Origin of the sequence: Rhizobium changzhiense, assembly GCF_013087625.1 — a bacterium.
In the GTDB taxonomy this organism is placed as follows: domain Bacteria; phylum Pseudomonadota; class Alphaproteobacteria; order Rhizobiales; family Rhizobiaceae; genus Rhizobium; species Rhizobium sophorae.
Genome location: NZ_JABFCQ010000002.1, coordinates 452450 through 474930, shown reverse-complemented (window position 1 = coordinate 474930; position 22481 = coordinate 452450). Strand labels below are relative to the sequence as shown.

Here is a 22481-nt window from a genome sequence, read left to right as displayed (position 1 = left end):
ATCAAGCCGAGGATTAGGTTTTCATCAGTCCCATTCTGGGGAGCTAAGAGAAAACGGAGTTCACGGGTGAAGCCGATCATTGCAGAACGAGGCGAGGCAATCGCCGAACGGACACCTTCCATCCGCTGGGCGCTTGCTAGTCTTTCCCTCTCCATGTTGCTGCCGTCACTCGGCACCAGCATCGCCAATGTCGGCCTGCCGAGCCTTGCGAAAGCATTCAACGCCGCCTTCCAGGATGTTCAGTGGATCGTTCTCGCCTATCTCCTTGCCATCACCACCCTAATCGTCAGCGTCGGACGGCTCGGCGACATCACCGGCCGACGCCGGCTGCTGCTCATCGGCATCCTGCTCTTCACGCTGGCCTCGATCCTCTGCGGCCTCGCGCCGACGTTATGGCTGATGATTGCCGCGCGCGCGGTGCAGGGTCTCGGTGCTGCCATCATGATGGCGCTGACCATGGCCTTTGTCGGCGAAACGGTGCCGAAGGAAAGAACCGGGGGCGCCATGGGGTTGCTTGGAATGATGTCGGCGATCGGCACTGCTCTTGGGCCCTCACTGGGCGGCCTGCTGATCGCCGGGCCTGGCTGGCCGGCAATCTTTCTCGTCAACGTGCCGCTTGGCGTTCTGACCTTCGTTCTCGCCTATCGCTATCTGCCCGCCGATATCAGCAAGGGGAAGACGGATTGGAAGGGCTTCGACATGGCGGGCACACTGCTGCTTGCGCTGACGCTTTCCGCCTATGCGCTGGCGATGACGACCGGGCACGGCCGCTTTGGCCTACTGAACATCGTCCTGCTCTCAGCCGCCGTCTTCGGCACCGGTTTGTTCGTCTTCGCCGAGGCAAGAGTGGCATCGCCGCTGATCCAGTTGACAGTATTCCGCAATCGCGTGCTCACCGCCAGCCTGGCGATGAACATGCTAGTTTCGACTGTGATGATGGCGACGCTGGTCGTCGCGCCGTTCTACCTCTCCCATGCGCTCGGGCTCAATCAAGCTCTCGTCGGCATCGTCATGTCGATCGGCCCCGTCATCTCCATCTTGAGCGGGGTCCCGGCCGGTCGGCTGGTCGACCGTCTGGACGCGCCATTCGTGGTTGTCGCAGGGCTCGTTGCCATGGCGGCAGCCTCCGTCGCCATGGCCGTGCTTCCCGGAATATCAGGCTACATCGCCGCCATCGCCATGCTGACACCCGGCTATCAGCTGTTCCAGGCAGCCAACAACACCGCCGTCATGGCGGATGTGCGCCCCGACCAGCGAGGCGTCATCTCGGGCATGCTCAACCTGTCGCGCAATCTCGGGTTGATTACCGGCGCATCCGTGATGGGCGCCGTCTTCGCGTTCTCTTCGGGAACACCCGATATCACAGCGGCGCATCCTGAGGCCGTTGCCTCAGGCATGCGGATGACCTTCGCCGTTGCGGCAGCACTGGTTGTCGTCGCGCTCGTCATCGCGGCCGGGACTTACCTCCGTCGAACCAATCCGAAGGCGCATGATCGGCGCCCGGTATGAACATGCGAGCACAAATCGCCGGGAATTCAACTGGACTCGAGTTTGCCGGTCCAGCGGTTTCTCCCCTTCCAATATGAGCAATCCGGGCAGGCCTCGCCGCTCGGATAGTCGATTCCCTCCTCGTGGGGGCAGCCGATGATTGCGTCCACCGTCACCACCGACTTCACGTCGCTCTCGCGCAGGAATGCGGCGATCTCGGCGATCACAGTCTCGTCCATCCTGAGATCGCCGGTTTCGGCAAACCATCGGCGCAGATCGACGGGATCCGCGAGCGCAAGGAAAAGGAGCGGCTGGCGGCAGAGCGAAAAAAGCAGGAGGCAGAAGAGGCCCGCGCCCGCCGCGCGCGCCTCAACGCGATCATCCAGCGGGGCGATGCTGTCTGGCGCGAGATCGAGACCGAGATCGAGCGCCGCAACGCTTCCGGCTATGACAAGGCGACCAGCCTGCTCGCCGACCTGAAGACGATTGCCGAACAAAATGGCGGCACGGCCGATTTCATCCGCCGCCTGCATTCGATCCGTGAACGCCACGCTCAGAAGGGGCGCTTCATCGAGCGGCTGAACGTTTTCGGTTAGTCCGCGCGAGCGAAGCTCAGACCAAGGTCCGATCCATCCCGGACTTCGTGCCCATAGGAACTTTCCGGTGATGCAATAGGTTGCTTCGACATGCGTGGAGGTGTTCGGAGTTTTGCTGTGACTAAAATGTTCGTTGCGGGGATGATACTGACGCCGCTTATCTTCTGGGGTTCTATTGGCGTCCTGATATACTCGTACTTCTCATGAGGGCTGTCCGGCGAATCATCGACATCGCCAAGCCTGTATTTCGAAACATTCTGCGCCTTGACGATACCGGCCGATGGCGCCGAAGAGATTCCGCACTGCAGACCGGCCGCCGACACATCGGGATCAGTTCGATTGGCCACGGAAGATCGCAACGGCCGCAGCGACCAGCGCGGCATTGTCGTTCGCAATCGTCCCATCTGGGAGGTGCTTGCCATCTTCCAGGCCGATACGGGTGGAGTAGCGCCGCTCGCGCGCCAGCCTGACGAAGGGCCAGACGGTGTCGTCGAAACCGTGCAGAAGAATGGGCCGATTGACCCGGCTATCCCTGAGCACCTCGACAATGCCGTCCGCGATATCACATGCGCGCTGCAAATCCTGTTCGTCATCGAGTTCGATGAGCAAGCGAAAGACCCGCTCATGATCATCGAGGGCGATGTAGCGCTCCGCATCGGCGACCGATGCCAGTCCGACTTCAATGCCGATATCTTTCTGCCGCAGTAACTGCATGACATCGGGCGCATCGTCTTCGGAGAGGTTCACCGAGGCATAATCCGGCAGGACACGCCAGCGGCGGATGGCTTCCCGCGTTTTCTCCCGATCGCCTTCGATCCAGGCGCCGGTGGATACGCCGATCAGCGTTCCCGGACAGGCACGGCGGATCGCGCCGACAGTGTCGTCGACGGCGGCAAGGCTCTCCTTACCATTCGCCGCACGCGGATGAACATGGAGCTCTGCGGCGCCGGCAGCGACCGAAGCCGCGGCGTCACGCACCATGGCATCGATCGTCAGCGGAAGGAGAGGATGGAAATCGCTCGGCCGCGCGCCGTTGATGCAAGCTTGAACGATCATAAAGGAGCCTCGCTCTTGTTGGACCGCTTAAGACACTGGAAACCTGAGGACTTAGGGGCGCTGCTGACAAGGTCGCTTCCTTTGCCATTGCGCCCAATATTATCAAGTCAGTCGAGATAGGCGACTGCTGCTCTCGTGCAAGGTCAAGCTGTGCGGATGCGGACCAGAGGACGGCCACGTGATCTCGTGGCAGCGACGTGACGTCAATCTGCCGCCCGACCCCATTCTTAAGTTAATGGCGGTCGCGTCCTGTTGTTGCCTGTATATTATCTCATCGTCAACGCAAAGGAGGAGGCGTGAAACTCATCTATTGCCTCAGGGAAGGCCAACCTTCTTGACGGTTGCGATAACGGATGGATCTCGCGCAAAACGGCAATTTTCGGAAAACGACATATGGCGGAAGAGGTGGGATTCGAACCCACGGTACGGTTTCCCGCACGCCGGTTTTCAAGACCGGTTCCTTAAACCACTCGGACACTCTTCCATCTGATTGAAAAGGTTGAGACATCAACATCTTGTTGATTTCTACCAACCGGCCATCGCGGCCGATTTGCTACCCAATCACTCGATGGCTGGCTTTTTAGCAGCTTTGATAGCAGCGTCAACGTGCTCTGCAGCATTTGCCGGCATCCTTGGCGCAACGCGCGAATAAGCTCGAGCATGAGCCGAGGTAGGTCCATTCCGCACATTGGAAATGACTCGCGTTCGCCCCGGCTTGAGCGTTTACTGCGTGTTCTGGCGGAGGAAACAAACCATGGCCATGTATCTCACACGCTTCAGCTACACGCCCGAGACCTGGGCGCGGATGATCGAAAACCCCGAGGATCGCCGAGAGGCGGCACGGAGCTACATTGAATCCGTGGGCGGAAAGCTCCATGGCTTCTGGTACGCCTTCGGCGAGCATGATGGTTGGAATCTGTGGGAGGCGCCTGATAACGTATCGATGGCGGCAGTCGCGCTTGCCATCGGCGCAGGAGGCGCGCTCAGCTCCATGGAAACCACTGTCCTGCTCAGCGTCGAGGATACGATCGACGCCTTGGAAAAGGCGAAGTCGATTCGGTATCGTCCACCGGCAGCGTAGGTGGCCCACGGCTTCCAACATGTCGAAGATGAGCGCTTGGCGCGCATCATTCCCGACGCGAGCTCTGTGAATTGCGCCGGCGACATGAGAGATTTAGCTTCCGTCAGATCCAAGGCCCTTCGGGCCGTTGAGCTGTTTCATATCCTCGCCGAGAGATCGAACCGCCTCCATCGTCACGGCGAGGGCCGACATCAGGATTGCGATGTCGTTGTCTTTATCCGACTGGGCAAGCGCGCAAGATCGGGCATGCAACTGCTGGCTGATCGTGTCGAGCTGAGTCAGGGTTTCATCGTTCATGGTGATCCTCCAAAGATCTAACCTTCAAAGCCCGTGGCCGACAATTCGTTCCCATACAGCCACGAAGCGTCAAATACGCGACCCGCGTTGCATCACATCTATCGGCGACGCTACCTAGCCATTCGGTTTGCGCAAGGGCGGAAGCCGCAGGTAGGGATTTTGGGGATCGTAGGTTCCCTTCGGCTCACCCTTGCCGGGCTTGACCAGATTGGGCACCAGCTTTCCCTCCCGCCCGAAAATATAGTCGATACCGGCGCAGAGGTGGGCGAGGGAGCGGTAGTTGAAATATTTGAACCAGTCGTTGGCGAGGAAGGCGGCTTCGTCCCACGCCTTTCCGCGGATGCGGCCATAGCCTGCCCGTTGAAGAAATGCTTCGCCTGCTCTCCGGTCGATGGCGGCGTCGAGGCAAAGGTTGCCGGCGATCAGCGACAGCCTGAGCACCTTGAGGGTTTCGGCATCCTTGTTTGGTAAGGGTTTCAAGGCCTCGGCCAGATAAAAATTCGTCTTGGGATTATTGGTCATCGTCTTGCGCCAATAGGCGGGAATTTCCTCCGCGACGGCGCCGTCGGCCGATGAGGCTGATATCAAGACCAGCAAGATCAAGCTTTTGAAAATTCTGTCCATTCTTATGCCCTCAACCCGCGTCGAGAGTGCATAGCGTCATATCACGGGGATAGGCAAGCTAGTGACGCGCCGCCGCTCCTCAAATACGCGCAGGCCGTGTTCCAATATGGAGCTTTGGGGCGTCCGGACTCACCCAGATGTTCACCATATGCCCCGCATCGGCACGATGATTTCGCGCCTCATTGCGGCGGCGGAAGGTCAGGCGGAATGAGCTTTTGTTAATGATCTATAAACTATAATCATTAGAATTGTCGCTATCGCTGCGAAATCGTTCGTAAATTTGCCACGAACTTAGCAAGATTAAAGCCTCGTTAGGCGGGCGGGAATAAGGCGCTATTGCCCCAGAATGGGCAGGGTTCCTTAACCATAACGATCTTTGAGCGGCGTGGGGCATATGAAACTGGATTACGGGGCGGCGTCTTTCGCAACGACAGCACGGTGGCTGGCGATCTCGGCGATGTGTGCAACGGTTGCGGCTTGCGGCACGACGCAGGCGGTGCCGAAGAAAAAAGCCCACGGCAAAGAATATTTCTCCGAATCCGAATATGGCGTGAAGGCGAGCCCGCGGGTCGCCACCGGCAACAATATCCCGAAGGGCGGCGGCCGCTACATCGTCGGCAACCCTTACGAGGTGAAGGGCAAGTGGTATTATCCGAAAGAAGATTTCTCTTATAACAAGGTCGGCGTCGCCTCCTGGTATGGCTCTGCCTTTCATGGACGCCTGACGGCGAACGGCGAAGTCTACGACCAGATGCATCTTTCCGCCGCACATCCGACCTTCCCGCTGCCGAGCTATGCGCGCGTCACCAATCTCGAAAGTGGTTCTTCCGTCATCGTGCGCGTCAACGATCGCGGCCCCTATCACGAAGGCCGCATCATCGATCTTTCCAACAAGACGGCCGACATGCTGGACCTGCAGCACAGCGGCACCGGCAAGGTGCGCGTGCAATATGTCGGCCGGGCCCGCATGGACGGCCACGACATGCCCTATCTGATGGCCTCCTACGCGCCGAAGGGCAGCCGCATTCCCGGCGTCAATCCGGAAGGCCAGATCGCAACCGGCGTGATGGTCGCCTCCAACAGCCGCAAGATCACCCGCGACCAGCTGCAGAGTTCGGAAGACTACGAGACGCCGGCCAACGTGCCGGTGCCGAGGTCGGCCACCTCCTATGCCGGCTCGACGCCGAGCGCCCGCAACAATGCGGCAGCCGCCACAACACCCGCTCTGGCGCCGGCTGCCCATGTTCTGGTCGCGCCATCGGCACCATCCTTCAACAACGGCGCGCAGGCCATGGACCAGATGGTCGTGCTGCCGGAGATCGGTCCGATGCCCTATGAGCGGCCCCAGAATTCGCTGGCGCTCGGCTACCAGAACGAAGAGGTGAAGACGGTGACCGTCGATCTCGCCTTCGACGCGGTGATGGTGCGCAATGACGGGCTGACCCAAGAGTCCATCCTTGCCTCGGCCAAGCGCCAGCAGGCAAAGTTCGCCGCGCGCTGAACTGGCAATTGCATCGGATTTCCTCGCGTTCTAACCTCCTGAAATACGCCGCTCGATCAATGGAAATTGCGATGCTGAAGCCCGCGCTTCGCCTGCTTGCATGCCTGATGCCGTTCGCCACCGGAGCCTTTGCAGCCGATGGCGGTGCCGCCGGCTTCGCCACCAAGGCGGCGCAGGCCTATATGATCGAGGCCGCCACCGGCACGGTGCTTCTCGCCAAGAACGAGGACCAGGGCTTTTCGCCGGCCTCGCTCGCCAAGCTGATGACGATGGATCTCGTCTTCGAGGCGGTGACCAAGGGCCAGATCACGCTCGATACCGAATATCCCGTTTCCGAATATGCCTGGCGGACGGGCGGTGCCCCGTCGCGGACGGCAACGATGTTTGCCAGCCTCAAATCGCGCGTGCGCGTCGAGGACCTGATCAAGGGCGTCGCCATCCAGGGCGCCAATGACAGCTGCATCATCCTTGCCGAGGGCATGGCCGGAAGCGAGCAGCAATTTGCCGTGTCGATGACGCGGCGCGCCCGCGAACTCGGCATGGAGAAGGCCGAGTTCGGCAATTCCACCGGCCTTCCCGATGGCAAGAGCAAGGTGACGGCACGCGAGATGGTGACGCTCGCCGCCGCCCTTCAGCAATCCTATCCGAACCTCTATTCCTATTTCGCGCAGCCGGATTTCGAGTGGAACAAGATCTTCCAGCGCAACCGCAACCCGCTGCTCGGGCTCGATCTCGGCGCCGATGGGCTTGCGACCGGCTTTACCGAGGGCGAGGGCTATTCGATCGTCGCTTCGGTGCAGCGCGACGGCAGGCGGCTGTTTGTTGCGCTTGCCGGCATCGCTTCCGACAAGGAGCGGACGGAGGAGGCCAAGCGGGTGCTCGAATGGGGACTGACGGCCTTCGAGAACCGGCAGATCTTCAGCGAGAACGAAGTGATCGGCGCCGCCAGCGTCTATGGCGGCACGGCGCGCACCGTCGATCTCGTCGCCAAGGCGCCGGTCAGCGTCTATATCCCGATCAGCAATCCCGACCGGCTGTCGGCGCGCATCATCTATCGCTGGCCGCTGACGGCGCCGGTCAAGCCGGATACCCAGGCAGGCACGCTGAGGATTTTCGCCGGCAGCCGGCTGCTCAGGGAAGTGCCGCTCTATACCGTGCAGGCAGTCGGCGAGGGCTCGCTCAGCAGCCGGGCGGTCGACGCCATGTTGGAACTCGGCGAATCGCTGTTCTTCTCCTGGCTCTGGGACAAGCCCGCGCCCGTCTGACGAGCTGTTTTCAATGCAATTTGCCGGGAAAGGTGAATATGTCGCCGCGGCGAAAGGTTTTCCTCCCTGATATCTTCGGATAGATAGAAGGAGCGGGGCGCGTGAGGCGCCTGGAATGCGGGAAGTTGTCATTGTCATCCGGTACGGGATTGTTCGTTACGTTTGAAGGCGGGGAAGGCGCTGGGAAATCCACGCAGATCCGCCGCCTCGCCGAGGCGTTGAAAGGCGAAGGTCACGACGTGCTGGTGACGCGCGAACCAGGCGGATCACCTGGCGCCGAAGCCGTGCGCCATGTGCTGCTGTCGGGGGCAGCTGAAGCCTTCGGCACGCGGATGGAGGCGATCCTCTTTGCGGCGGCCCGCAACGACCATGTCGAAGAGGTGATCCGGCCGGCCCTTACCGCCGGCAAGGTCGTGCTCTGCGATCGCTTCATGGATTCCTCCCGCGTCTACCAGGGCATCACCGGCAATCTCGAACCTGATTTCATCGAGACGCTGCAGCGCATCGCCATCAACGGCGTCATGCCGGATTGTACCGTGATCCTCGACATCCCCGCCAAGGTCGGGCTGGAGCGGGCGCAGAAGCGCGCCGCGGCCGATGGTCCCGATCGCTTCGAGAAGGAGCGGCTGGAAACGCACGAGAAACGGCGCGAGGCCTTTCTCGATATCGCCGCCCGTGAGCCGGAGCGCTGCCACGTGATCAATGCCATGCAGACGGAAGAAGCGATTGCCGCCGAGATCCTGGCGATCGTCAAGCAGCTGCTATCGCCCGCAGGTCGTGCCAGAATGCCGGAAGCCGCTCACCATGAGTGAGGCCCATCATGAGTGAAGCCCATCATGAGTGAAGAAAGGCCCGGACTGCTCGACTGCGCCATCTGGCCGGGGGAAAACACCAGGCTGTTCGGCCATGAGGAGGCGGAATCCTTCCTTGGGCAATCCTATCGCTCCGGCAAAGGCCATCACGCCATCCTGATCGAAGGGCCGGAGGGCATCGGCAAGGCGACGCTCGCCTTCCGCTTCGCCAACCACGTGCTCTCGCATCCCGATCCCGCGACAGCGCCGGAGAAAATCGGCGATCCAGATCCTGCCTCTCCCGTCAGCCGGCAGATCGCGTCGGGCGCCTCGCACAATCTGCTGCATCTTGCCCGGCCGGTAGACGAAAAGACCGGCAAGGTGAAATCGGCAATCACCGTCGACGAGGTGCGCCGCGCCGGCAAATTCTTCTCGCAGACGTCCGGCACCGGCAACTGGCGGATCGTCATCATCGACCCGGCCGACGACATGAATCGCAATGCGGCCAACGCCATCCTGAAGATTCTGGAAGAACCGCCGAAGCGGGCGCTGTTCCTGGTGCTCTCCCATGCGCCGGGACGGCTGCTGCCGACGATCCGCTCGCGCTGCCTGCCGCTGAAACTGACGCCGCTTGCCGATGATGAACTCGTCGCGGCCCTTGACCATCTCGGCATATCAGGCGAGGGCGGGGCGGTGCTTTCGGCCGCCAAGGGCAGCGTCGGCGAAGCGCTGAAACTCCTGAACTACGGCGGCGGCGAGATCATTGCCGCTTATGACGAGATGCTTTCCGCCGAAGGGCCGACCGCCCGCAAGGCGATGCATCGGCTGGCCGACGCGCTTTCCGGCCGGGAAAGCGACACGATCTTCGATTTCTTCGTCAGCCATGTCGGCGACGACATCATGAACCGTGCGCGCGCGGCGGCCGGCGAGGGGCAGATCGCCGCGGCGGAGCGGCTGGCTCGGCTCTATTCCGAGATCACCGAGCGGCTGACCATTTCCGATGGCTATAACCTCGACCGCAAGCAGACGATCATCAGCATTCTCGCCGACATCAAGCAGCCGGGCCTTTAAAGCGCGTCACCGCCGCCGCTTTTCGGCATCATGCACCTGATCAGCCGGTCAGCAGCTTCAATGCGACAACGGCAAGCGTGACGGCAAGGACGATGCGGATGGTGCGTTCGTGCAGCTTCGGCGCCAGAAGGCTGCCGATGATGATGCCGGGGATAGAGCCGATCAGCAGGGCAAACAGCATCGGCCAGTCGATCTCGCCGATCAGCCAATAGCCCGTGCCGCCGATCAAGGTCAGCGGTACCGCGTGGACGATATCGGAACCGACGATCTCGCGCACATCGAGCCTGGGATAGAGGACCAGCAGGATCGTCACCCCCAGCGCGCCGGCGCCGACCGAGGTCAAGGTGACGAGGACGCCGAGAACGAACCCAAGAATGACGGTGAGGGCAAGGATGGTCGTCGGCTTCGGCGGCGTTCGATCGCCGATGGCGCGCCGCGCCAGTTCGAGGATCGGGCCTCGGAAGACCAGCATGATCGCGGTCATGACGAGAAGCCAGCCGAGCGCCGTGGTGATCGTGTTGGTCAGGTCGATGCTTTTGCGATCGACGCCGGCCAGCAGCCAGAGCATCAGCAGGGCGGCCGGCAGGCTGCCGGCTGCGAGGCTGCCGACAATCCTCCAGTTGACCCGCCCATGCATGCCGTGAATGGCCGTGCCGGCCGTCTTGGTGATCGCCGCGTAGAGAAGATCGGTGCCGACGGCGGTGGCGGGATGGATGCCGAAGAGCAGCACCAGCAGCGGCGTCATCAGCGAACCGCCGCCAACGCCGGTGATGCCGACAAGGGCGCCGACGAACAGGCCGGAAAGCGAATAGAGCGGCTCGAAGGTCAAACAAGCGCCCCCGACGGCGCGGGGCCACGACAAATCCGGTAGATGAAAACTGGCACTTCGTTCTTGTCCCGCCCTCTTTCCCAAGACGGGTAGATTGGGCGAGAAGCTGAGTCAAGTTCACGCTCCCATCGTCCCGGAAATCATCGACAGTGGCGAAACTTGAGGTTTCGCTTGACGGTGACATGCGCTAAGAGCGGCTGACCATTTTATAGAGTTAGCCGGACATTGGCCGCCATGACAGACAAGACACCCTTCTACATCACCACCGCGATTTCCTACCCTAACGGTAAGCCGCATATCGGCCATGCCTATGAGCTGATCGCGACCGATGCGATGGCGCGTTATCAACGCCTGGATGGCAAGGATGTCTTCTTCCTGACCGGCACCGACGAACACGGCCAGAAGATGCAGCAGACGGCGCGTGCAGAGGGGATCACCGCGCAGGCGCTCGCCGACCGAAACTCCGGCGAATTCCAGGCGATGGCGACGCTGCTCAACGCCTCGAACGATGATTTCATCCGCACCACGCAGGAGCGTCATCACGAGACGTCGCGCAACATCTGGAAGCTGATGGCCGACAATGGCGACATCTACAAGGACAGCTATGCCGGCTGGTATTCGGTACGCGACGAAGCCTATTACCAGGAAAACGAGACGGAGCTGCGCGCCGACGGCGTGCGCTACGGGCCGCAGGGCACGCCTGTCGAGTGGGTGGAAGAGGCAAGCTATTTCTTCAAGCTCTCCGAATACCAGGAGAAGCTGCTTGCGCATTACGACGAAAACCCCGACTTCATCGGCCCGGCCGAGCGCCGCAACGAGGTGATCTCCTTCGTCAAGTCGGGCCTCAAGGACCTCTCGGTCTCGCGCACGACCTTCGATTGGGGCATCAAGGTGCCGAACGATCCCGCCCACGTGATGTATGTCTGGGTCGACGCGCTGACCAACTACATTACCGCGACAGGCTATATCGAGGACAGGAACGGCCCGCGGGCTAAATACTGGCCGGCCGACGTGCACATCATCGGCAAGGACATCATCCGCTTCCACGCCGTCTACTGGCCGGCCTTCCTGATGTCGGCGAAGCTGCCGCTGCCGAAGCGGGTCTTTGCCCACGGCTTCTTGCTCAACAAGGGCGAGAAGATGTCGAAGTCGCTCGGCAACGTCGTCGATCCGGTCAATCTGGTGAACCATTTCGGCCTCGACCAGGTGCGCTACTTCTTTCTGCGTGAAGTGTCCTTCGGCCAGGACGGCAGCTATAGCGAAGAGGCGATCGGCACGCGCATCAACTCCGACCTCGCCAACGGCATCGGCAATCTCGCCAGCCGCTCGCTGTCGATGATCGTCAAGAACTGTGATGGCAAGATCCCGGAATGCGGCCCGCTCAGCGACGAGGACAAGGCGATGTTGGCCCAAGTCGACGCGCTGCACGCATCGACGCGCGAGGACATGAGCAAGCAGCAGATCCATCGGGCGCTCGCCTCGATCATCGCAGTGGTTTCCGAGACCGACCGCTATTTCGCCGGCCAGGCGCCGTGGGCGCTGAAGAAGACCGATCCGGAGCGTATGGGCACGGTGCTTTATGTGACTGCCGAAGTCGTGCGCCAGATCGCCATCCTGCTGCAGCCCTTCATACCGGAATCATCGGCCAAGCTGCTCGATCTGGTCGCGGCACCCGAAGACAAGCGCGACTTCGCCGCTCTGGGCGAGGCCGGCCGTCTCGTTGCCGGAACGGCGCTCGAAGCGCCGACGCCGGTCTTCCCGCGCTACGTGGCTCCGGAGGCTTGAGGCCGTGCTGATCGACACGCATTGCCATCTTGATTTCGCCGACTTCGAGGCGGAGCGGGACGAGATCGTCGCGCGCGCGCATCAGGCTGGCGTCGCGCAGATGGTGACGATCTCGACGCGGGTACGCAAGCTCGAGACGCTGCTTGCCATCACTGAGAAATATCCTTCGGTGTTCTGCTCGGTCGGCACGCATCCGAACAATGTCGACGAAGAGCTGGATATTGAGACGGATGAACTGGTGCGTCTTGCCAATGCCCATGAGAAGGTGGTGGCGATCGGCGAGGCCGGTCTCGACTATTTCTACGATACGCAAAAGCCTGAGGACCAGCAGACCGGCTTCCGCCGCCATATCGCCGCAGCGCGCGAGACCCGGCTGCCGCTCGTCATCCACAGCCGCAGCGCTGACGAGGACATGGCTACGATCCTGACCGAGGAAACCGGGGAGGGCGCCTTCCCCTTCATCCTGCATTGCTTCTCGGCGGGCCCGGAGCTTGCGAAGACTGGCGTCGCGCTCGGCGGCTATGTCTCCTTCTCGGGCATCCTGACATTTCCGAAGTCGGAAGAGCTGCGGGAAATCGCCAAGACGATCCCGCAGGATCGGCTGCTGGTGGAAACGGACGCGCCGTATCTGGCGCCGAAGCGCTGGCGCGGCAAGCGCAACGAACCTTCCTATGTCGTCAACACCGCCGAGGTGCTCGCCGAGACGATCGGCCTTTCCTATGCCGAGGTCGCACGGATCACGACGGAGAACGCTTTCCGGCTGTTCTCGAAGATGCCGAGGGTCTAGCGGCGTGCTCTACCGGCGGCGTTTCACCATTCTCGGCTGTTCGTCGTCACCCGGCGTGCCGCGCATTACCGGCGACTGGGGCGCCTGCAATCCCGACAATCCGAAGAACCGGCGCACGCGCGCCGCTTTCATGGTACAACAATTCGCACCGGATGGCGGTGTCACCACCGTCGTCATCGACACGGGACCGGATTTTCGCGAACAGATGATCAGGGCAGGGGCCGACCATGTCGATGCCGTGCTCTACAGCCATCCGCATGCCGATCATATTCATGGCATCGACGATCTGCGCGGCTATTTTCACAATACGCGCCGCCGGGTGCCGATCTTTGCCGACCAATTTACCATGGACAGGCTGCGGGAAGCCTTCGGCTATTGCCTGGAAACACCGCCGGGCAGCAATTACCCGCCGATCGTGCTGCCGATCGTCATCGAAAACCTCGACACGCCCGTTGAAATTCATGGTCCCGGTGGGACGATCGCCTTCCATCCGCACATCCAGCAGCATGGCGATATCCACTCGCTCGGCTTCCGGATCGGCGATGTGGCTTATTGCAGCGATATCAGCGATTTTCCGCCGCAGACCGTCGAGAAGCTTCAAAATCTCGACACGCTGATCATCGACGCGTTGCAATATACCTATCACCCGAGCCATCTGTCGCTGGAACAGTCGCTCGATTGGATCGGCCGGCTGAAGCCGAAACGGGCGATCCTCACCCATATGCACACGCCGCTCGACTACGACGTGGTGATGGCCGAGACGCCGGACCATGTGGTGCCGGCGTATGACCAGATGAGCTTCGAGACCGAGGTCAAGCTCTAAAGCTTTAACCCGCTCGCTTGCACGTACGGCCACAGTTCGACGCCACCGCGGTGGATCATGTCGAGCGAGACGTAGAGGATGATCAGCAAGCCGACATAGGCGATCCAGCGATGGCTGCTGAGCAACCGGGCGATCAGGTTTGCGGCGATACCCATCAGCGCGATCGACAGGGCAAGACCGATGACCAGCACGCTCGGATGTTCGCGCGCAGCACCGGCAACGGCAAGCACGTTGTCGAGCGACATCGAGACGTCGGCGATGACGATCTGGGTCGCCGCCTGGAAGAAGGTCTTTTTCGGCGCGCCTTCGGCACCCACCGCCTCATGGCTCTCGCCATGGCCGGCGCGAAGCTCGCGCCACATCTTCCAGCAGACCCAGAGCAGCAGCAGGCCGCCGGCCAGCAGCAGGCCGACGATCGCCAGCAGGTAGACTGCGACGCTGGCAAAGAGAATACGCAGTACGGTCGCCGCCACAATGCCGACGATAATTGCCTTGCGGCGCTGCGTCGCCTCGAGGCCGGCAGCAGCAAGACCGATAACCACGGCGTTGTCGCCGGCGAGAACGAGGTCGATAGCAATGACCTGCAGCAAAGCCGTCAGACCGGCTGCCGTAAACATGTCCATATGAATTATCCCCAATGCGTCAAAGCCGTGCTAGCGTCTCGAAGGTTTGACGTCAACCGCTGAGAGATTTCGCAAGCGGCGTAATTTGCGAGTCTGCGCCGAAATGGCAGGCGACGCGCCGGAGTCACCGCCGGGCCTATCGCCAATCCCATCGCCACCCCTGGAACATTCAACTCAGCCGACGGTTCTTCAAGTCAGGAAACCAGACGCCGGCCAAACGTCGGCCAAAACGCATTGGCGGCTGGATCTGCACATCGAGAGGAGAGTCCCATGGGCAGCATTTACAACGATACCAACCCGGCCTTTTCAGGCCCGACAGGCGGCAGCAGTCTTGCCGCATTTTTCGATAACCGATCGGACGCCGAATCCGCCGTTTCCCGTCTCGAGGACGCAGGCGTGCCGGTCGCGAGAATAAGGCTGATGCCCGGATATGAGGCGGACGCAAAAAATGCCGGCGCAATGCGCGAAGACCGCAGCGGCTTCTTCGACGCGCTGGCAGACTTCTTCTTCCCCGACGAGGATCGTGCGGTCTATGCAGAAGGCTTGCGGCGAGGCGGCTTCCTCGTTCAGGTCAATGATATCGACGACGCGCTCTACGAGACCGTCCACGATATTCTGGACGATGAGGGCAGTATCGACATGGATGAACGCGCGGATCTCTGGTCGTTGGAGGACAGACAGCAAGGCGCATCCAATACCGGTTTTGCCGGCCAACCCTCCGGCGGCAAATCGTCGGAAGATCTCGCCGTGTCCGAGAGCGCATTCGACGATGCCCGCCCAGTGGCAATGCGCGACACCACGCATGGAAGCGCCAAAGTGCGCGCCTATACCTTGCCCGGCAGTAGCTCTGAGCCATCGGACGATGCCGACCGGCAATCGCAAAGCCAGTCGCAATCCCAGGGCAGGTCTCACCAGAGCCAGGGCTTCCGGCGCGACCACTGACGTTACGAGGCCTGGCCGCAATGCCGGGCCTCATTTCCTCTAGCTCACCTATTCGAGGATACCTCCATGCAATCATCCATCAACCGCCACGGCCTTCCGCCGGATCCCGACGAACTGATCGCGGAAGGTGATCCGCCTTTTGCCGATGCCGCTGAGCAGACGGCGCGTGAAAAGGCCGACGAGAGCCTGAACGCCCTGCAGCATGAGGTCAGGCTGCTGAATGCCCGCATAGGCGTGCTGCGCGAGGATGCGGAAGCGGCGCTGAAAGCCAAGGCCACATCGGTCGATGCGAGCGCCCATGTCCAGCTCGGCGACTATCCCTGGCTGAAACTTGCCGCGGCAATCGGCGCAACCTTCATTGCAGCCAGACTGCTTCGGCGTCTTCCGCTCGGCGTGCTGCTTGCGGGATTTGCCGGCCATATCCACGAGGTGAGACGGCAGTGACGGGCCTGAGGCCTGATTGCGAACGCCGCGCTTTTGCGCGGTTAGTTTAATCACCGCTGCGCGGAAGGAAATCAGTGAATCGGCGCGACGTCTGAAGGCATCGGCTTAGCAAGCTCCCTGACGATCGCTTCCAGCGCATCGGCTGTCCTCTGCAGGCCGGATGACCGGGCGATTTTCAGTGCCGCGCTGCAGTGAGCGGACAATTCGTCTTGCTGGGCATGATCATTCGTCGGGAAGACGATACCCGCATATTGCGACGGGTTTCCGGCTTCATCCCTGAAGCAGCGGCCCAAGGCCGCGACGGCGACTATTTGCCCGCTTCGATCAAATACCCGATAATCACAGCGATACGGATTTCCTGTGATCACCGATTCTGAAATTGCCTTGGCCACGGATGGCTTGTCATCCGGATGAATCCGGTCGAGGTATCTGATGACCGGCAGCCCCGTGAGAGTCTCTTCGGGATCAAGCCCAAAGAGGTTTGCCAGCGCCGAATCCGCATAAACCTTGTCGGTCGCCAAGTCCCAGGTAAAAATGCCCGGCTCTTCGGCAAAAGAAAATTCGGACGTTCCCAAAGCTTTGTTGACAAGACTCATTCCGCATCCCCGGTCTGCACGCCATGCTGCCGGGTGGCTAGGTCCCCCGGTTCTTGAGAGAAAAGGACGCGCTCGATCAATGACAGGGCGGTCGACCATTTCACCCCGATCTTAGCCGCCTTTCTATCGGACGCAACTGCAAGGACATTTCGAGGGCCTCGCGACCGCCACACGAGCTCGTTGCATGCAGCCAGCAGCGTCGTTTTCTTGACGCGCGCGGCGAAGATGTGCTCCACCTCGGCTTCGACGTTCCAGAAAGCGACGAAGCTGACAAGACCGGCGCGAGAGGTTGACGGACATCATGACGAAAATCGATCTCAATTCTGATCTGGGGGAGGCGTTTGGACCTTGGCGCATGGGCGACGACAAGGCGATCCTTGACGTCGTCACCAGTGCCAACATCGCATGCGGCGGGCATGCCGGAGATCCGGCGACCATGGTGGAGACGCTGGCGCTCGCAAGCGAGCGGGGTGTCGTCGCCGGAGCGCATCCGGGCTTTGCAGATCGCGAGGGCTTCGGACGACGCCTGATGCCCTTGAGCGTCCGGGAAGTGGAGCAGCTTGTCGCGACGCAGACAGGAGCGCTGATGGGAGCTGCAGCTCTGGCGGGCGCCCGCGTCCGCTACGTCAAACCGCACGGCGCACTCGCCAATTGGGCGGCCGACGAACGGCCGGTCGCCGACGCCATCATACGCGCAACCCGAGCGGTCTCGCCGGAACTTGCCATACTGGCGATCTCCGGGACAGAGCTGGAGCATGCGGCGCGCGATGCCGGGATGACCGTCTTCAGTGAGATTTTTGCCGACCGCGGCTACCTCTCCACAGGTCGGCTCGTTCCGCGCAACTTGTCGGGAGCGATGATCGATGATCCCGCGGAGGCAGCATCGAGATTGATCGGGTACCTGTCCAGCGGCCTCATGCCGACGGTCGACGGCGTTCCGATCCGTCTCGATGCGCATTCGATCTGCGTTCATGGGGACAACCCAGGAGCGCTCGCCATGGCCGTCCACGTGCGCCAGGCACTGCAAAAGGCAGGCATCGAGGTGGCACCATTCCTTCAACCGACAAAGGAAAACAGGTGATGGCCAAAGGCTATCTTATCGCCGAGGTTACCGTCACCGATCCGGAAGCCAAGGCGCTTCGGGCAGGTGCTGCGCATGCGAACTTCATGATCGAAGGCGCCGACTGATTTGTCACAGGACCCGTCCGCAGCGTCCGGCAGCGTTCCGACCTACCGCCCGGTGGGCGGGCACGCGGTGCTCGTCGAATTCGGCGCAACCATCGATAAACGGATCCACGATCGTGTCGTCAAGCTGGATGCCGCCTTGAAGGTGGCACCCTTTCAAGGATTCGTCGAAGCCGTTCCGGCCTATGCCAGCATTCTCGTATGCTTCGATCCGCTCGTGGCCGATCACCGGACGACGGAGGCGGCCATTGCCGAGCGTCTGGCGGCTGAGGTCCCAAAGACGATTGGAGCGATGCGCGAAGTCGAAGTCTGCTACGATCCTGATCTTGCGCCCGACCTTGCCGCCGTCGCCGAGGCGAGCGGATTGTCGCCGGAAGACGTTATATCCGCCCATCTCTCCGGCGATTACAGCGTCTTCATGTACGGCTTCGCTCCAGGCTACGCTTACCTTGCAGGCGTGCCCAAAGCCATTCAGCAGCCGAGGAAGCCGGCGCCTATTCGCGGCATCGCCGCTGGAAGCGTGCTGATCGCCGGTCCGCAGTGCCTGGTGAGCACGCTCGCCATGCCGACCGGCTGGTGGATCATCGGCCGTTCGCCGACGAAAATCCTCGACGCCACGTCCAACGACCGGCCGTTCCTTTTCGACGTCGGCGACGAGGTCCGTTTCCGCCGCATATCGCGGGCAGAATTCGACGCGAGGTGCCTCGTATGAGCGAAGCCGTCCTTGCAATCAACTTCGCGGGTCCTCATGTCGCGGTCCAGGACGAAGGACGTCACGGATCGATGCGGTACGGCGTTCCGGCCTCCGGTCCAATGGACCGGACCTCGTTTGCAGCCGCCAACGCCGCCATCGGCAATCCTGCCGGTCAGCCGGCAATCGAAGTCTCCATGGGCGGCCTGGTTCTCGACTGCATCTCGGGGGAAATTACGTTCGCCGTCGCGGGAGGAGGTTTTATCGTAGAGCATGCCGGCAACAAGCGCGGCGCATGGATGGTCGCCACCTTGAGGGCCGGGGAGCGGCTGGCAATTCGCCCGGGACATTGGGGAAGCTGGACATATCTGGCCTTCGCCGGTCATATCGAGGCGAAGATCTGGCTGGGCAGCATGTCGACGCACAGTCTCTCCGGCCTTGGCGGCGGGCGCCTCGCAGCCGGTCAGACCATCACCGTCGCCGATCCGGAAGTACGAGACGATCGACATGGTCCGATCATATGTCCGGTCATCGCAAGACCGCGATCCGAGCTGCGTGTGGTGGTCGGTCCACAGGATCGGTTCTTCTCGAAAGAAACCTTGTCGAATTTCCTTTCGTCGCCTTTCCGCCTGAGCGACGCCTATGACCGCATGGGGGTACGCCTCCAAGGTCCGTCGCTTGCGCCAAGCGTCGCGCTGGACATGCCGTCGGAGGCTATCGTGCGGGGCTCGGTGCAGGTCGCCGGAGACGGCGTTCCCACCATTCTGCTGGCCGACCACCAGACGACCGGAGGATATCCCAAGATCGCCACGGTAGTCGATTCCGATCTGGACGCCTTCGTCCAGCTGCGCCCACGCGACCATGTCGGCTTCCTGGCCGTGACGCCGCAGCAGGCGATCGAACACATTCGGCTTCGGGCTTCGACGATGTCGCGTTACCTCGCAGCAATCCGCGATCGACCATGACGCGCGAACAGGAGTGTTGATCTGAAGGGCAGGGCGGCGATAGACGCTTGGAGCTGCCGTTAGCTCGAAGTACTGTTCAGAAAAAATCCACATTCGGTTCGGGGGCACCATGGATTTGCTGAACATCGCGGCGATCGTTTTCTTCCTTCTCGTCTGGGTGGCCGTCGAGCCTTTGATGGCAGCGGGGTGGCCGAGGAAGAACGACAGCCTTTCCGTTGATATGGTGCGCATTCGCGCCGCCTGGATGCGGGAGGTGCTGACGCGAGACAACAACTTCATCGGCGATGCCGCGATCCTCGGGCACACGATCAATTCGGCATCCTTCTTCGGCTCCGCCAATCTCATCGTCATCGTCGGGCTCAGCGGCGCGCTGTTCATGGAGCCGAATTATGGATCGGGTAGTGGCCTGATCGCGATGTTTGCGGCCCAGGACCCGGCCTGGTTTTTCCAATGCAAGGTCCTCCTGATCATGGCGACGCTGCTGCGGGGCCTATCCGATTTCATCTGGGCGGTCCGGCAGATCAACTACTGCCTGGCGGCGATCGGGGCGAGCCCATCCCGCGATGAGGAAAGGGATATCGCCGGTTGGACGAACGCCCTGACCCTCGTTTTGAACCCTGCGCTTCGATCGTTCAGCGTCGGCGTCCGATCTTACTACTTCACCTTCGCGGCCGCCTTCTGGTTTCTAGGGCCAATCCCATTTGCTGTTGCGACCATCCTCAGCGTCGGTATTTTGATCTGGCGTCAATCCTGGTCGGACGCTGCAAAGGGGATCATGGCCATACGCAAGCTGCTTGATTAAAGCCAAGCCTTAAGCTGGGCCGAAGCGGAAATTTGTTTGGGACCGTTGTGGCAGCCGCGGCGCTCGAACGACAAACAGAAGCGGTGTGTTATTGGAGGTGTCCGATGGATCGTCTCGAAGCGATGCGCATATTGCTGGCGGTCGTCGACGCCGGAAGCATCTCTGCCGGCAGCAGGAAGCTCGACGCGCCCTTGCCCAGCGTCAGCCGCAAGGTGGCCGAACTCGAACGACATCTTGGGACAAACCTCATCGTCCGCACCAGCCGCAATCTTCAACTCACCGATGCAGGGCGCGACTATGTCGACGCCGCTCGAAAGATCATGGCGGATCTCGATGAGGCCGAACGACGAGCGTCCGGGGAATACCAGACGCCCAGAGGCGTGCTGACGATCACGATGCCGATCGAATACGGGAGCCGATACGTGCTGCCCATTGCGCTGAGCTTCATGGACAAATACCCGGAGGTGTCGCTGAACCTTCTGTCGCTCGACCGCACGGTCGATCTCGTGTCCGAGCAGGTGGATATAGCGATCCGTCTCGGCGACCTCGCCGACAGCGCCCTCCATGCCGTCAAGGTCGGCGAATTCCGCCTGCTGACCTGCGCGAGTCCTGCCTATCTCAAGCGGCATGGCATGCCCGAGCGTCCCGGCGATCTCATCGATCGGGACGGGATCATCTTCAACAAGCGAACATTCTTCTGGACCTTTGACGCCGACGGCACGCCGATGGAGGCGGTGCCCCGCAACCGGCTGGAGGTGAATACCGCAGCAAACTGTGTTGCGGCGGCCGTCGGCGGGGCGGGGATCGCGCGACTGTTCGACTATCAGATTCCAGACGAACTGGCGTCCGGCGCGCTCGTTCCGATCCTCCGCGATTGCGACGGTCCACCCCAGCCCATTCATATCGTCTACGCGCGACAGGGGCTTCTCGCGTTGAAGGTACGGGCTTTTGTCGACTGGGCACTGCCGCGGTTGCGGAATATCCGCGAAGAAAATGAAACATTATCTGAATGATGTGCGTATTTCTTCAACTGTTTGTTTCGAATTCTGAAGGTGGGGAAAGTGACCGATGCCGGGCAGGACGTCGAGTTTCACTCCAATCTTGCCGGCAAACTCAATGCCCATTTCCCTTGCGATGTAGATGTCCTTCTCGCCCCAGATCACCTTCATGGGCGTCTTCAGCCGGTCGAGGTTGGCCTCCAGGTGATGCTGGTCGCGGGTGAAATTCGCGTAGTAGTGGGCAAAGGCGTCCGCCGAAGTGATCCCATCAACGCTCCACGAACGGACCATGTCTTGCTGGACCTCGATCGGCAGATCGAATTGTTCAGCGGGTGAGAGGCCGCGCCTGTGCACGTTCTGAAGGATCTCGTCGTTCGTCTTGTTCATATAGGCACGGGTCGGCGAGGCGGTGGGCTCGGCTTTGAGGTTCTGCAGGTTCTCCCACATATATTGCGGCCGGTCGAACGGCGCGAAGTCTCCGACGATGATCTGCCTGGCGATCGGCAGCTCGTCGAGAGCAAGCAGCAGGACGGGGAGGGCACCGATGTCAGTCGCGTAGATCACGAGCTTCGACCGGTCGATGCCTGCCCGTTCGATATAGGCCTTCAACACTCGGGCGTACTCTTTCGGCGCGTAGGAAAACCGGTTCAAATCCGGGCGCGACGACTGCCCGTAACCCGGCCAATCGAAGGCGTGGACGTCGTAGTCGCGAGCAAGCGTTGTCGCGATGCCCTCCCAGACCATCAGTGTTTCCGGAAATCCATGCAGGAAAAGCACGGTGCCTTTTGGCGCGGGGGCGCGGACAATCATCCTCCTCAGCGTCAGGATCTCGTCGATCTCGATGAAGTCTACGGCGTCTTTCGCGGATTCTCCGGAAGCGGAAGCGAAGGCTTCAGGCGTGTGGGAAGGCGGAGTTGCCACGACTGATGCAGCATTTACGGTTTTGTCCTTAGACATAGGATGTCCTTTCTGAACGGCGGTCAGCCGAAGCCCAAAAGCCTGCTGTCTCCACAAATAATTGAGCATGGCGTCAGCCCGCGGTAGCCGGAGAAAGTGAGAGGAACCCTCTCGACGGCGGCAGCGCTGCAACCCGGCTGCCCAAGGCTGAGATCTGAACGAGAGGGTGCCTCTCACTTTCCCGAGGTGCCGGCCGGCCGTCGACCCGCCCAAATATCCACCAGCCGCCGATTTGAGACAGCTTCGTTGGCGTTTGCTTGCGGAAGGCAGAACGTCGGCCGCGA

General features: G+C 61.3%; 24 protein-coding genes and 1 tRNA gene. 17 read left to right on the top strand and 8 right to left on the bottom strand.

Going from position 1 to position 22481, the window contains the following annotated elements:
* Positions 1–66 precede the first annotated feature (66 nt).
* Together G9X68_RS11705 and G9X68_RS11700 are read left to right on the top strand one after the other, a co-directional pair.
* Positions 67–1509 carry an MFS transporter gene (locus G9X68_RS11705; RefSeq protein WP_171602501.1) on the top strand — a complete coding sequence of 481 codons (1443 nt, stop codon included), beginning with the start codon at positions 67–69 and terminating at the stop codon, positions 1507–1509.
* Between the two features lie 122 nt (positions 1510–1631).
* Positions 1632–2084, top strand: coding sequence for a hypothetical protein (locus tag G9X68_RS11700; RefSeq protein ID WP_244956152.1), 453 nt, complete (start codon positions 1632–1634; stop codon positions 2082–2084).
* Positions 2085–2414: 330 nt separating this feature from the next.
* Here G9X68_RS11700 and G9X68_RS11695 read toward each other — a convergent pair whose 3' ends face one another.
* A complete protein-coding gene (locus G9X68_RS11695; protein WP_171602500.1) occupies positions 2415–3140 on the bottom strand; it encodes a 3-keto-5-aminohexanoate cleavage protein in 726 nt (241 codons plus the stop codon).
* 394 nt (positions 3141–3534) lie between these two features.
* Positions 3535–3624, bottom strand: a tRNA-Ser gene (locus tag G9X68_RS11690).
* Between the two features lie 270 nt (positions 3625–3894).
* Here G9X68_RS11690 and G9X68_RS11685 point away from each other — a divergent pair.
* The gene (locus tag G9X68_RS11685; RefSeq protein ID WP_171602499.1) at positions 3895–4221 is read left to right on the top strand and encodes a GYD domain-containing protein; all 327 of its coding nucleotides are present in this window, start codon (positions 3895–3897) and stop codon (positions 4219–4221) included.
* A gap of 93 nt (positions 4222–4314) precedes the next feature.
* Here G9X68_RS11685 and G9X68_RS11680 read toward each other — a convergent pair whose 3' ends face one another.
* Positions 4315–4518 (bottom strand): hypothetical protein, encoded by a 204-nt coding sequence (locus G9X68_RS11680; RefSeq protein WP_171602498.1) that lies wholly within the window; start codon positions 4516–4518, stop codon positions 4315–4317.
* A 114-nt stretch (positions 4519–4632) separates the two neighbouring features.
* A complete protein-coding gene (locus G9X68_RS11675) occupies positions 4633–5142 on the bottom strand; it encodes a hypothetical protein (RefSeq protein WP_171602497.1) in 510 nt (169 codons plus the stop codon).
* A gap of 394 nt (positions 5143–5536) precedes the next feature.
* Here G9X68_RS11675 and G9X68_RS11670 point away from each other — a divergent pair, with 394 nt between their 5' ends.
* The 4 genes from G9X68_RS11670 to G9X68_RS11655 all read left to right on the top strand — a co-directional run bounded on the left by G9X68_RS11670 (position 5537) and on the right by G9X68_RS11655 (position 9770).
* Positions 5537–6643 (top strand): septal ring lytic transglycosylase RlpA family protein, encoded by a 1107-nt coding sequence (locus G9X68_RS11670; protein ID WP_171602496.1) that lies wholly within the window; start codon positions 5537–5539, stop codon positions 6641–6643.
* Between the two features lie 71 nt (positions 6644–6714).
* On the top strand, positions 6715–7908 hold the full coding sequence (locus G9X68_RS11665) for a D-alanyl-D-alanine carboxypeptidase family protein (protein ID WP_171602495.1): 1194 nt from the start codon (positions 6715–6717) through the stop codon (positions 7906–7908).
* Between the two features lie 131 nt (positions 7909–8039).
* On the top strand, positions 8040–8720 hold the full coding sequence (gene tmk / locus G9X68_RS11660; protein WP_171602494.1) for a dTMP kinase: 681 nt from the start codon (positions 8040–8042) through the stop codon (positions 8718–8720).
* Positions 8721–8744: 24 nt separating this feature from the next.
* Entirely contained in the window at positions 8745–9770 is a 1026-nt protein-coding gene (locus G9X68_RS11655; RefSeq protein ID WP_171602493.1) for a DNA polymerase III subunit delta', read from the top strand.
* A 40-nt stretch (positions 9771–9810) separates the two neighbouring features.
* Here the strand turns inward: G9X68_RS11655 and G9X68_RS11650 are convergent, their stop codons facing one another.
* On the bottom strand, positions 9811–10599 hold the full coding sequence (locus G9X68_RS11650; RefSeq protein WP_171602492.1) for a sulfite exporter TauE/SafE family protein: 789 nt from the start codon (positions 10597–10599) through the stop codon (positions 9811–9813).
* A gap of 234 nt (positions 10600–10833) precedes the next feature.
* On the opposite strand from G9X68_RS11650, the gene metG reads away from it, so the two are divergent.
* The 3 genes from metG to G9X68_RS11635 are packed head-to-tail and all read left to right on the top strand — an operon-like array spanning position 10834 to position 13994.
* Positions 10834–12384 (top strand): methionine--tRNA ligase, encoded by a 1551-nt coding sequence (gene metG / locus G9X68_RS11645; RefSeq protein WP_171602491.1) that lies wholly within the window; start codon positions 10834–10836, stop codon positions 12382–12384.
* A 4-nt stretch (positions 12385–12388) separates the two neighbouring features.
* Entirely contained in the window at positions 12389–13171 is a 783-nt protein-coding gene (locus G9X68_RS11640) for a TatD family hydrolase (protein WP_171602490.1), read from the top strand.
* A gap of 4 nt (positions 13172–13175) precedes the next feature.
* Positions 13176–13994: an MBL fold metallo-hydrolase gene (locus tag G9X68_RS11635; protein WP_171602489.1), complete on the top strand. Its 819-nt coding sequence runs from the start codon at positions 13176–13178 to the stop codon at positions 13992–13994.
* Here G9X68_RS11635 and G9X68_RS11630 read toward each other — a convergent pair.
* A complete protein-coding gene (locus G9X68_RS11630; protein ID WP_171602488.1) occupies positions 13991–14617 on the bottom strand; it encodes a TerC family protein in 627 nt (208 codons plus the stop codon). The genes G9X68_RS11635 and G9X68_RS11630 overlap by 4 nt on opposite strands.
* Before the next feature lie 270 nt (positions 14618–14887).
* Here G9X68_RS11630 and G9X68_RS11625 point away from each other — a divergent pair, with 270 nt between their 5' ends.
* Both G9X68_RS11625 and G9X68_RS11620 read left to right on the top strand, forming a co-directional pair.
* Positions 14888–15559 carry a hypothetical protein gene (locus tag G9X68_RS11625; RefSeq protein WP_171602487.1) on the top strand — a complete coding sequence of 224 codons (672 nt, stop codon included), beginning with the start codon at positions 14888–14890 and terminating at the stop codon, positions 15557–15559.
* A gap of 66 nt (positions 15560–15625) precedes the next feature.
* Entirely contained in the window at positions 15626–16003 is a 378-nt protein-coding gene (locus G9X68_RS11620) for a hypothetical protein (protein ID WP_171602486.1), read from the top strand.
* A 71-nt stretch (positions 16004–16074) separates the two neighbouring features.
* Here G9X68_RS11620 and G9X68_RS11615 read toward each other — a convergent pair whose 3' ends face one another.
* Positions 16075–16599, bottom strand: a complete 525-nt coding sequence (locus tag G9X68_RS11615) for a PAS domain-containing protein (protein WP_171602485.1) — start codon at positions 16597–16599, stop codon at positions 16075–16077.
* Between the two features lie 301 nt (positions 16600–16900).
* On the opposite strand from G9X68_RS11615, the gene G9X68_RS11610 reads away from it, so the two are divergent.
* The 5 genes from G9X68_RS11610 to G9X68_RS11590 all read left to right on the top strand — a co-directional run bounded on the left by G9X68_RS11610 (position 16901) and on the right by G9X68_RS11590 (position 21255).
* Positions 16901–17680, top strand: a complete 780-nt coding sequence (locus G9X68_RS11610; protein WP_171602484.1) for a LamB/YcsF family protein — start codon at positions 16901–16903, stop codon at positions 17678–17680.
* Positions 17681–17788: 108 nt separating this feature from the next.
* Entirely contained in the window at positions 17789–18496 is a 708-nt protein-coding gene (locus tag G9X68_RS11605; protein WP_171602483.1) for a 5-oxoprolinase subunit B family protein, read from the top strand.
* Complete coding sequence (locus tag G9X68_RS11600) at positions 18484–19440, top strand: 5-oxoprolinase/urea amidolyase family protein (protein WP_171602482.1); 957 nt, start codon at positions 18484–18486, stop codon at positions 19438–19440. Before G9X68_RS11605 ends, G9X68_RS11600 begins: the two co-directional genes overlap by 13 nt.
* A gap of 109 nt (positions 19441–19549) precedes the next feature.
* Positions 19550–20242: a DUF599 domain-containing protein gene (locus G9X68_RS11595; RefSeq protein ID WP_171602481.1), complete on the top strand. Its 693-nt coding sequence runs from the start codon at positions 19550–19552 to the stop codon at positions 20240–20242.
* Between the two features lie 104 nt (positions 20243–20346).
* Positions 20347–21255 (top strand): LysR family transcriptional regulator, encoded by a 909-nt coding sequence (locus tag G9X68_RS11590; RefSeq protein WP_171603057.1) that lies wholly within the window; start codon positions 20347–20349, stop codon positions 21253–21255.
* Here the strand turns inward: G9X68_RS11590 and G9X68_RS11585 are convergent.
* Complete coding sequence (locus tag G9X68_RS11585; protein WP_171603056.1) at positions 21244–22197, bottom strand: alpha/beta fold hydrolase; 954 nt, start codon at positions 22195–22197, stop codon at positions 21244–21246. The genes G9X68_RS11590 and G9X68_RS11585 overlap by 12 nt on opposite strands.
* Between the last annotated feature and the right edge of the window lie 284 nt (positions 22198–22481).

Bases quoted from the DNA above. Each gene is read 5' to 3' on its own strand.
- G9X68_RS11695 (WP_171602500.1), bottom strand. From the start codon at position 3,140: ATGATCGTTCAAGCTTGCATCAACGGCGCGCGGCCGAGCGATTTCCAT.
- G9X68_RS11685 (WP_171602499.1), top strand. From the start codon at position 3,895: ATGGCCATGTATCTCACACGCTTCAGCTACACGCCCGAGACCTGGGCG.
- G9X68_RS11680 (WP_171602498.1), bottom strand. From the start codon at position 4,518: ATGAACGATGAAACCCTGACTCAGCTCGACACGATCAGCCAGCAGTTG.
- G9X68_RS11675 (WP_171602497.1), bottom strand. From the start codon at position 5,142: ATGGACAGAATTTTCAAAAGCTTGATCTTGCTGGTCTTGATATCAGCC.
- G9X68_RS11670 (WP_171602496.1), top strand. From the start codon at position 5,537: ATGAAACTGGATTACGGGGCGGCGTCTTTCGCAACGACAGCACGGTGG.
- G9X68_RS11665 (WP_171602495.1), top strand. From the start codon at position 6,715: ATGCTGAAGCCCGCGCTTCGCCTGCTTGCATGCCTGATGCCGTTCGCC.
- G9X68_RS11655 (WP_171602493.1), top strand. From the start codon at position 8,745: ATGAGTGAAGAAAGGCCCGGACTGCTCGACTGCGCCATCTGGCCGGGG.
- metG (WP_171602491.1), top strand. From the start codon at position 10,834: ATGACAGACAAGACACCCTTCTACATCACCACCGCGATTTCCTACCCT.
- G9X68_RS11630 (WP_171602488.1), bottom strand. From the start codon at position 14,617: ATGGACATGTTTACGGCAGCCGGTCTGACGGCTTTGCTGCAGGTCATT.
- G9X68_RS11625 (WP_171602487.1), top strand. From the start codon at position 14,888: ATGGGCAGCATTTACAACGATACCAACCCGGCCTTTTCAGGCCCGACA.
- G9X68_RS11620 (WP_171602486.1), top strand. From the start codon at position 15,626: ATGCAATCATCCATCAACCGCCACGGCCTTCCGCCGGATCCCGACGAA.
- G9X68_RS11615 (WP_171602485.1), bottom strand. From the start codon at position 16,599: ATGAGTCTTGTCAACAAAGCTTTGGGAACGTCCGAATTTTCTTTTGCC.
- G9X68_RS11610 (WP_171602484.1), top strand. From the start codon at position 16,901: ATGACGAAAATCGATCTCAATTCTGATCTGGGGGAGGCGTTTGGACCT.
- G9X68_RS11595 (WP_171602481.1), top strand. From the start codon at position 19,550: ATGGATTTGCTGAACATCGCGGCGATCGTTTTCTTCCTTCTCGTCTGG.
- G9X68_RS11590 (WP_171603057.1), top strand. From the start codon at position 20,347: ATGGATCGTCTCGAAGCGATGCGCATATTGCTGGCGGTCGTCGACGCC.
- G9X68_RS11585 (WP_171603056.1), bottom strand. From the start codon at position 22,197: ATGTCTAAGGACAAAACCGTAAATGCTGCATCAGTCGTGGCAACTCCG.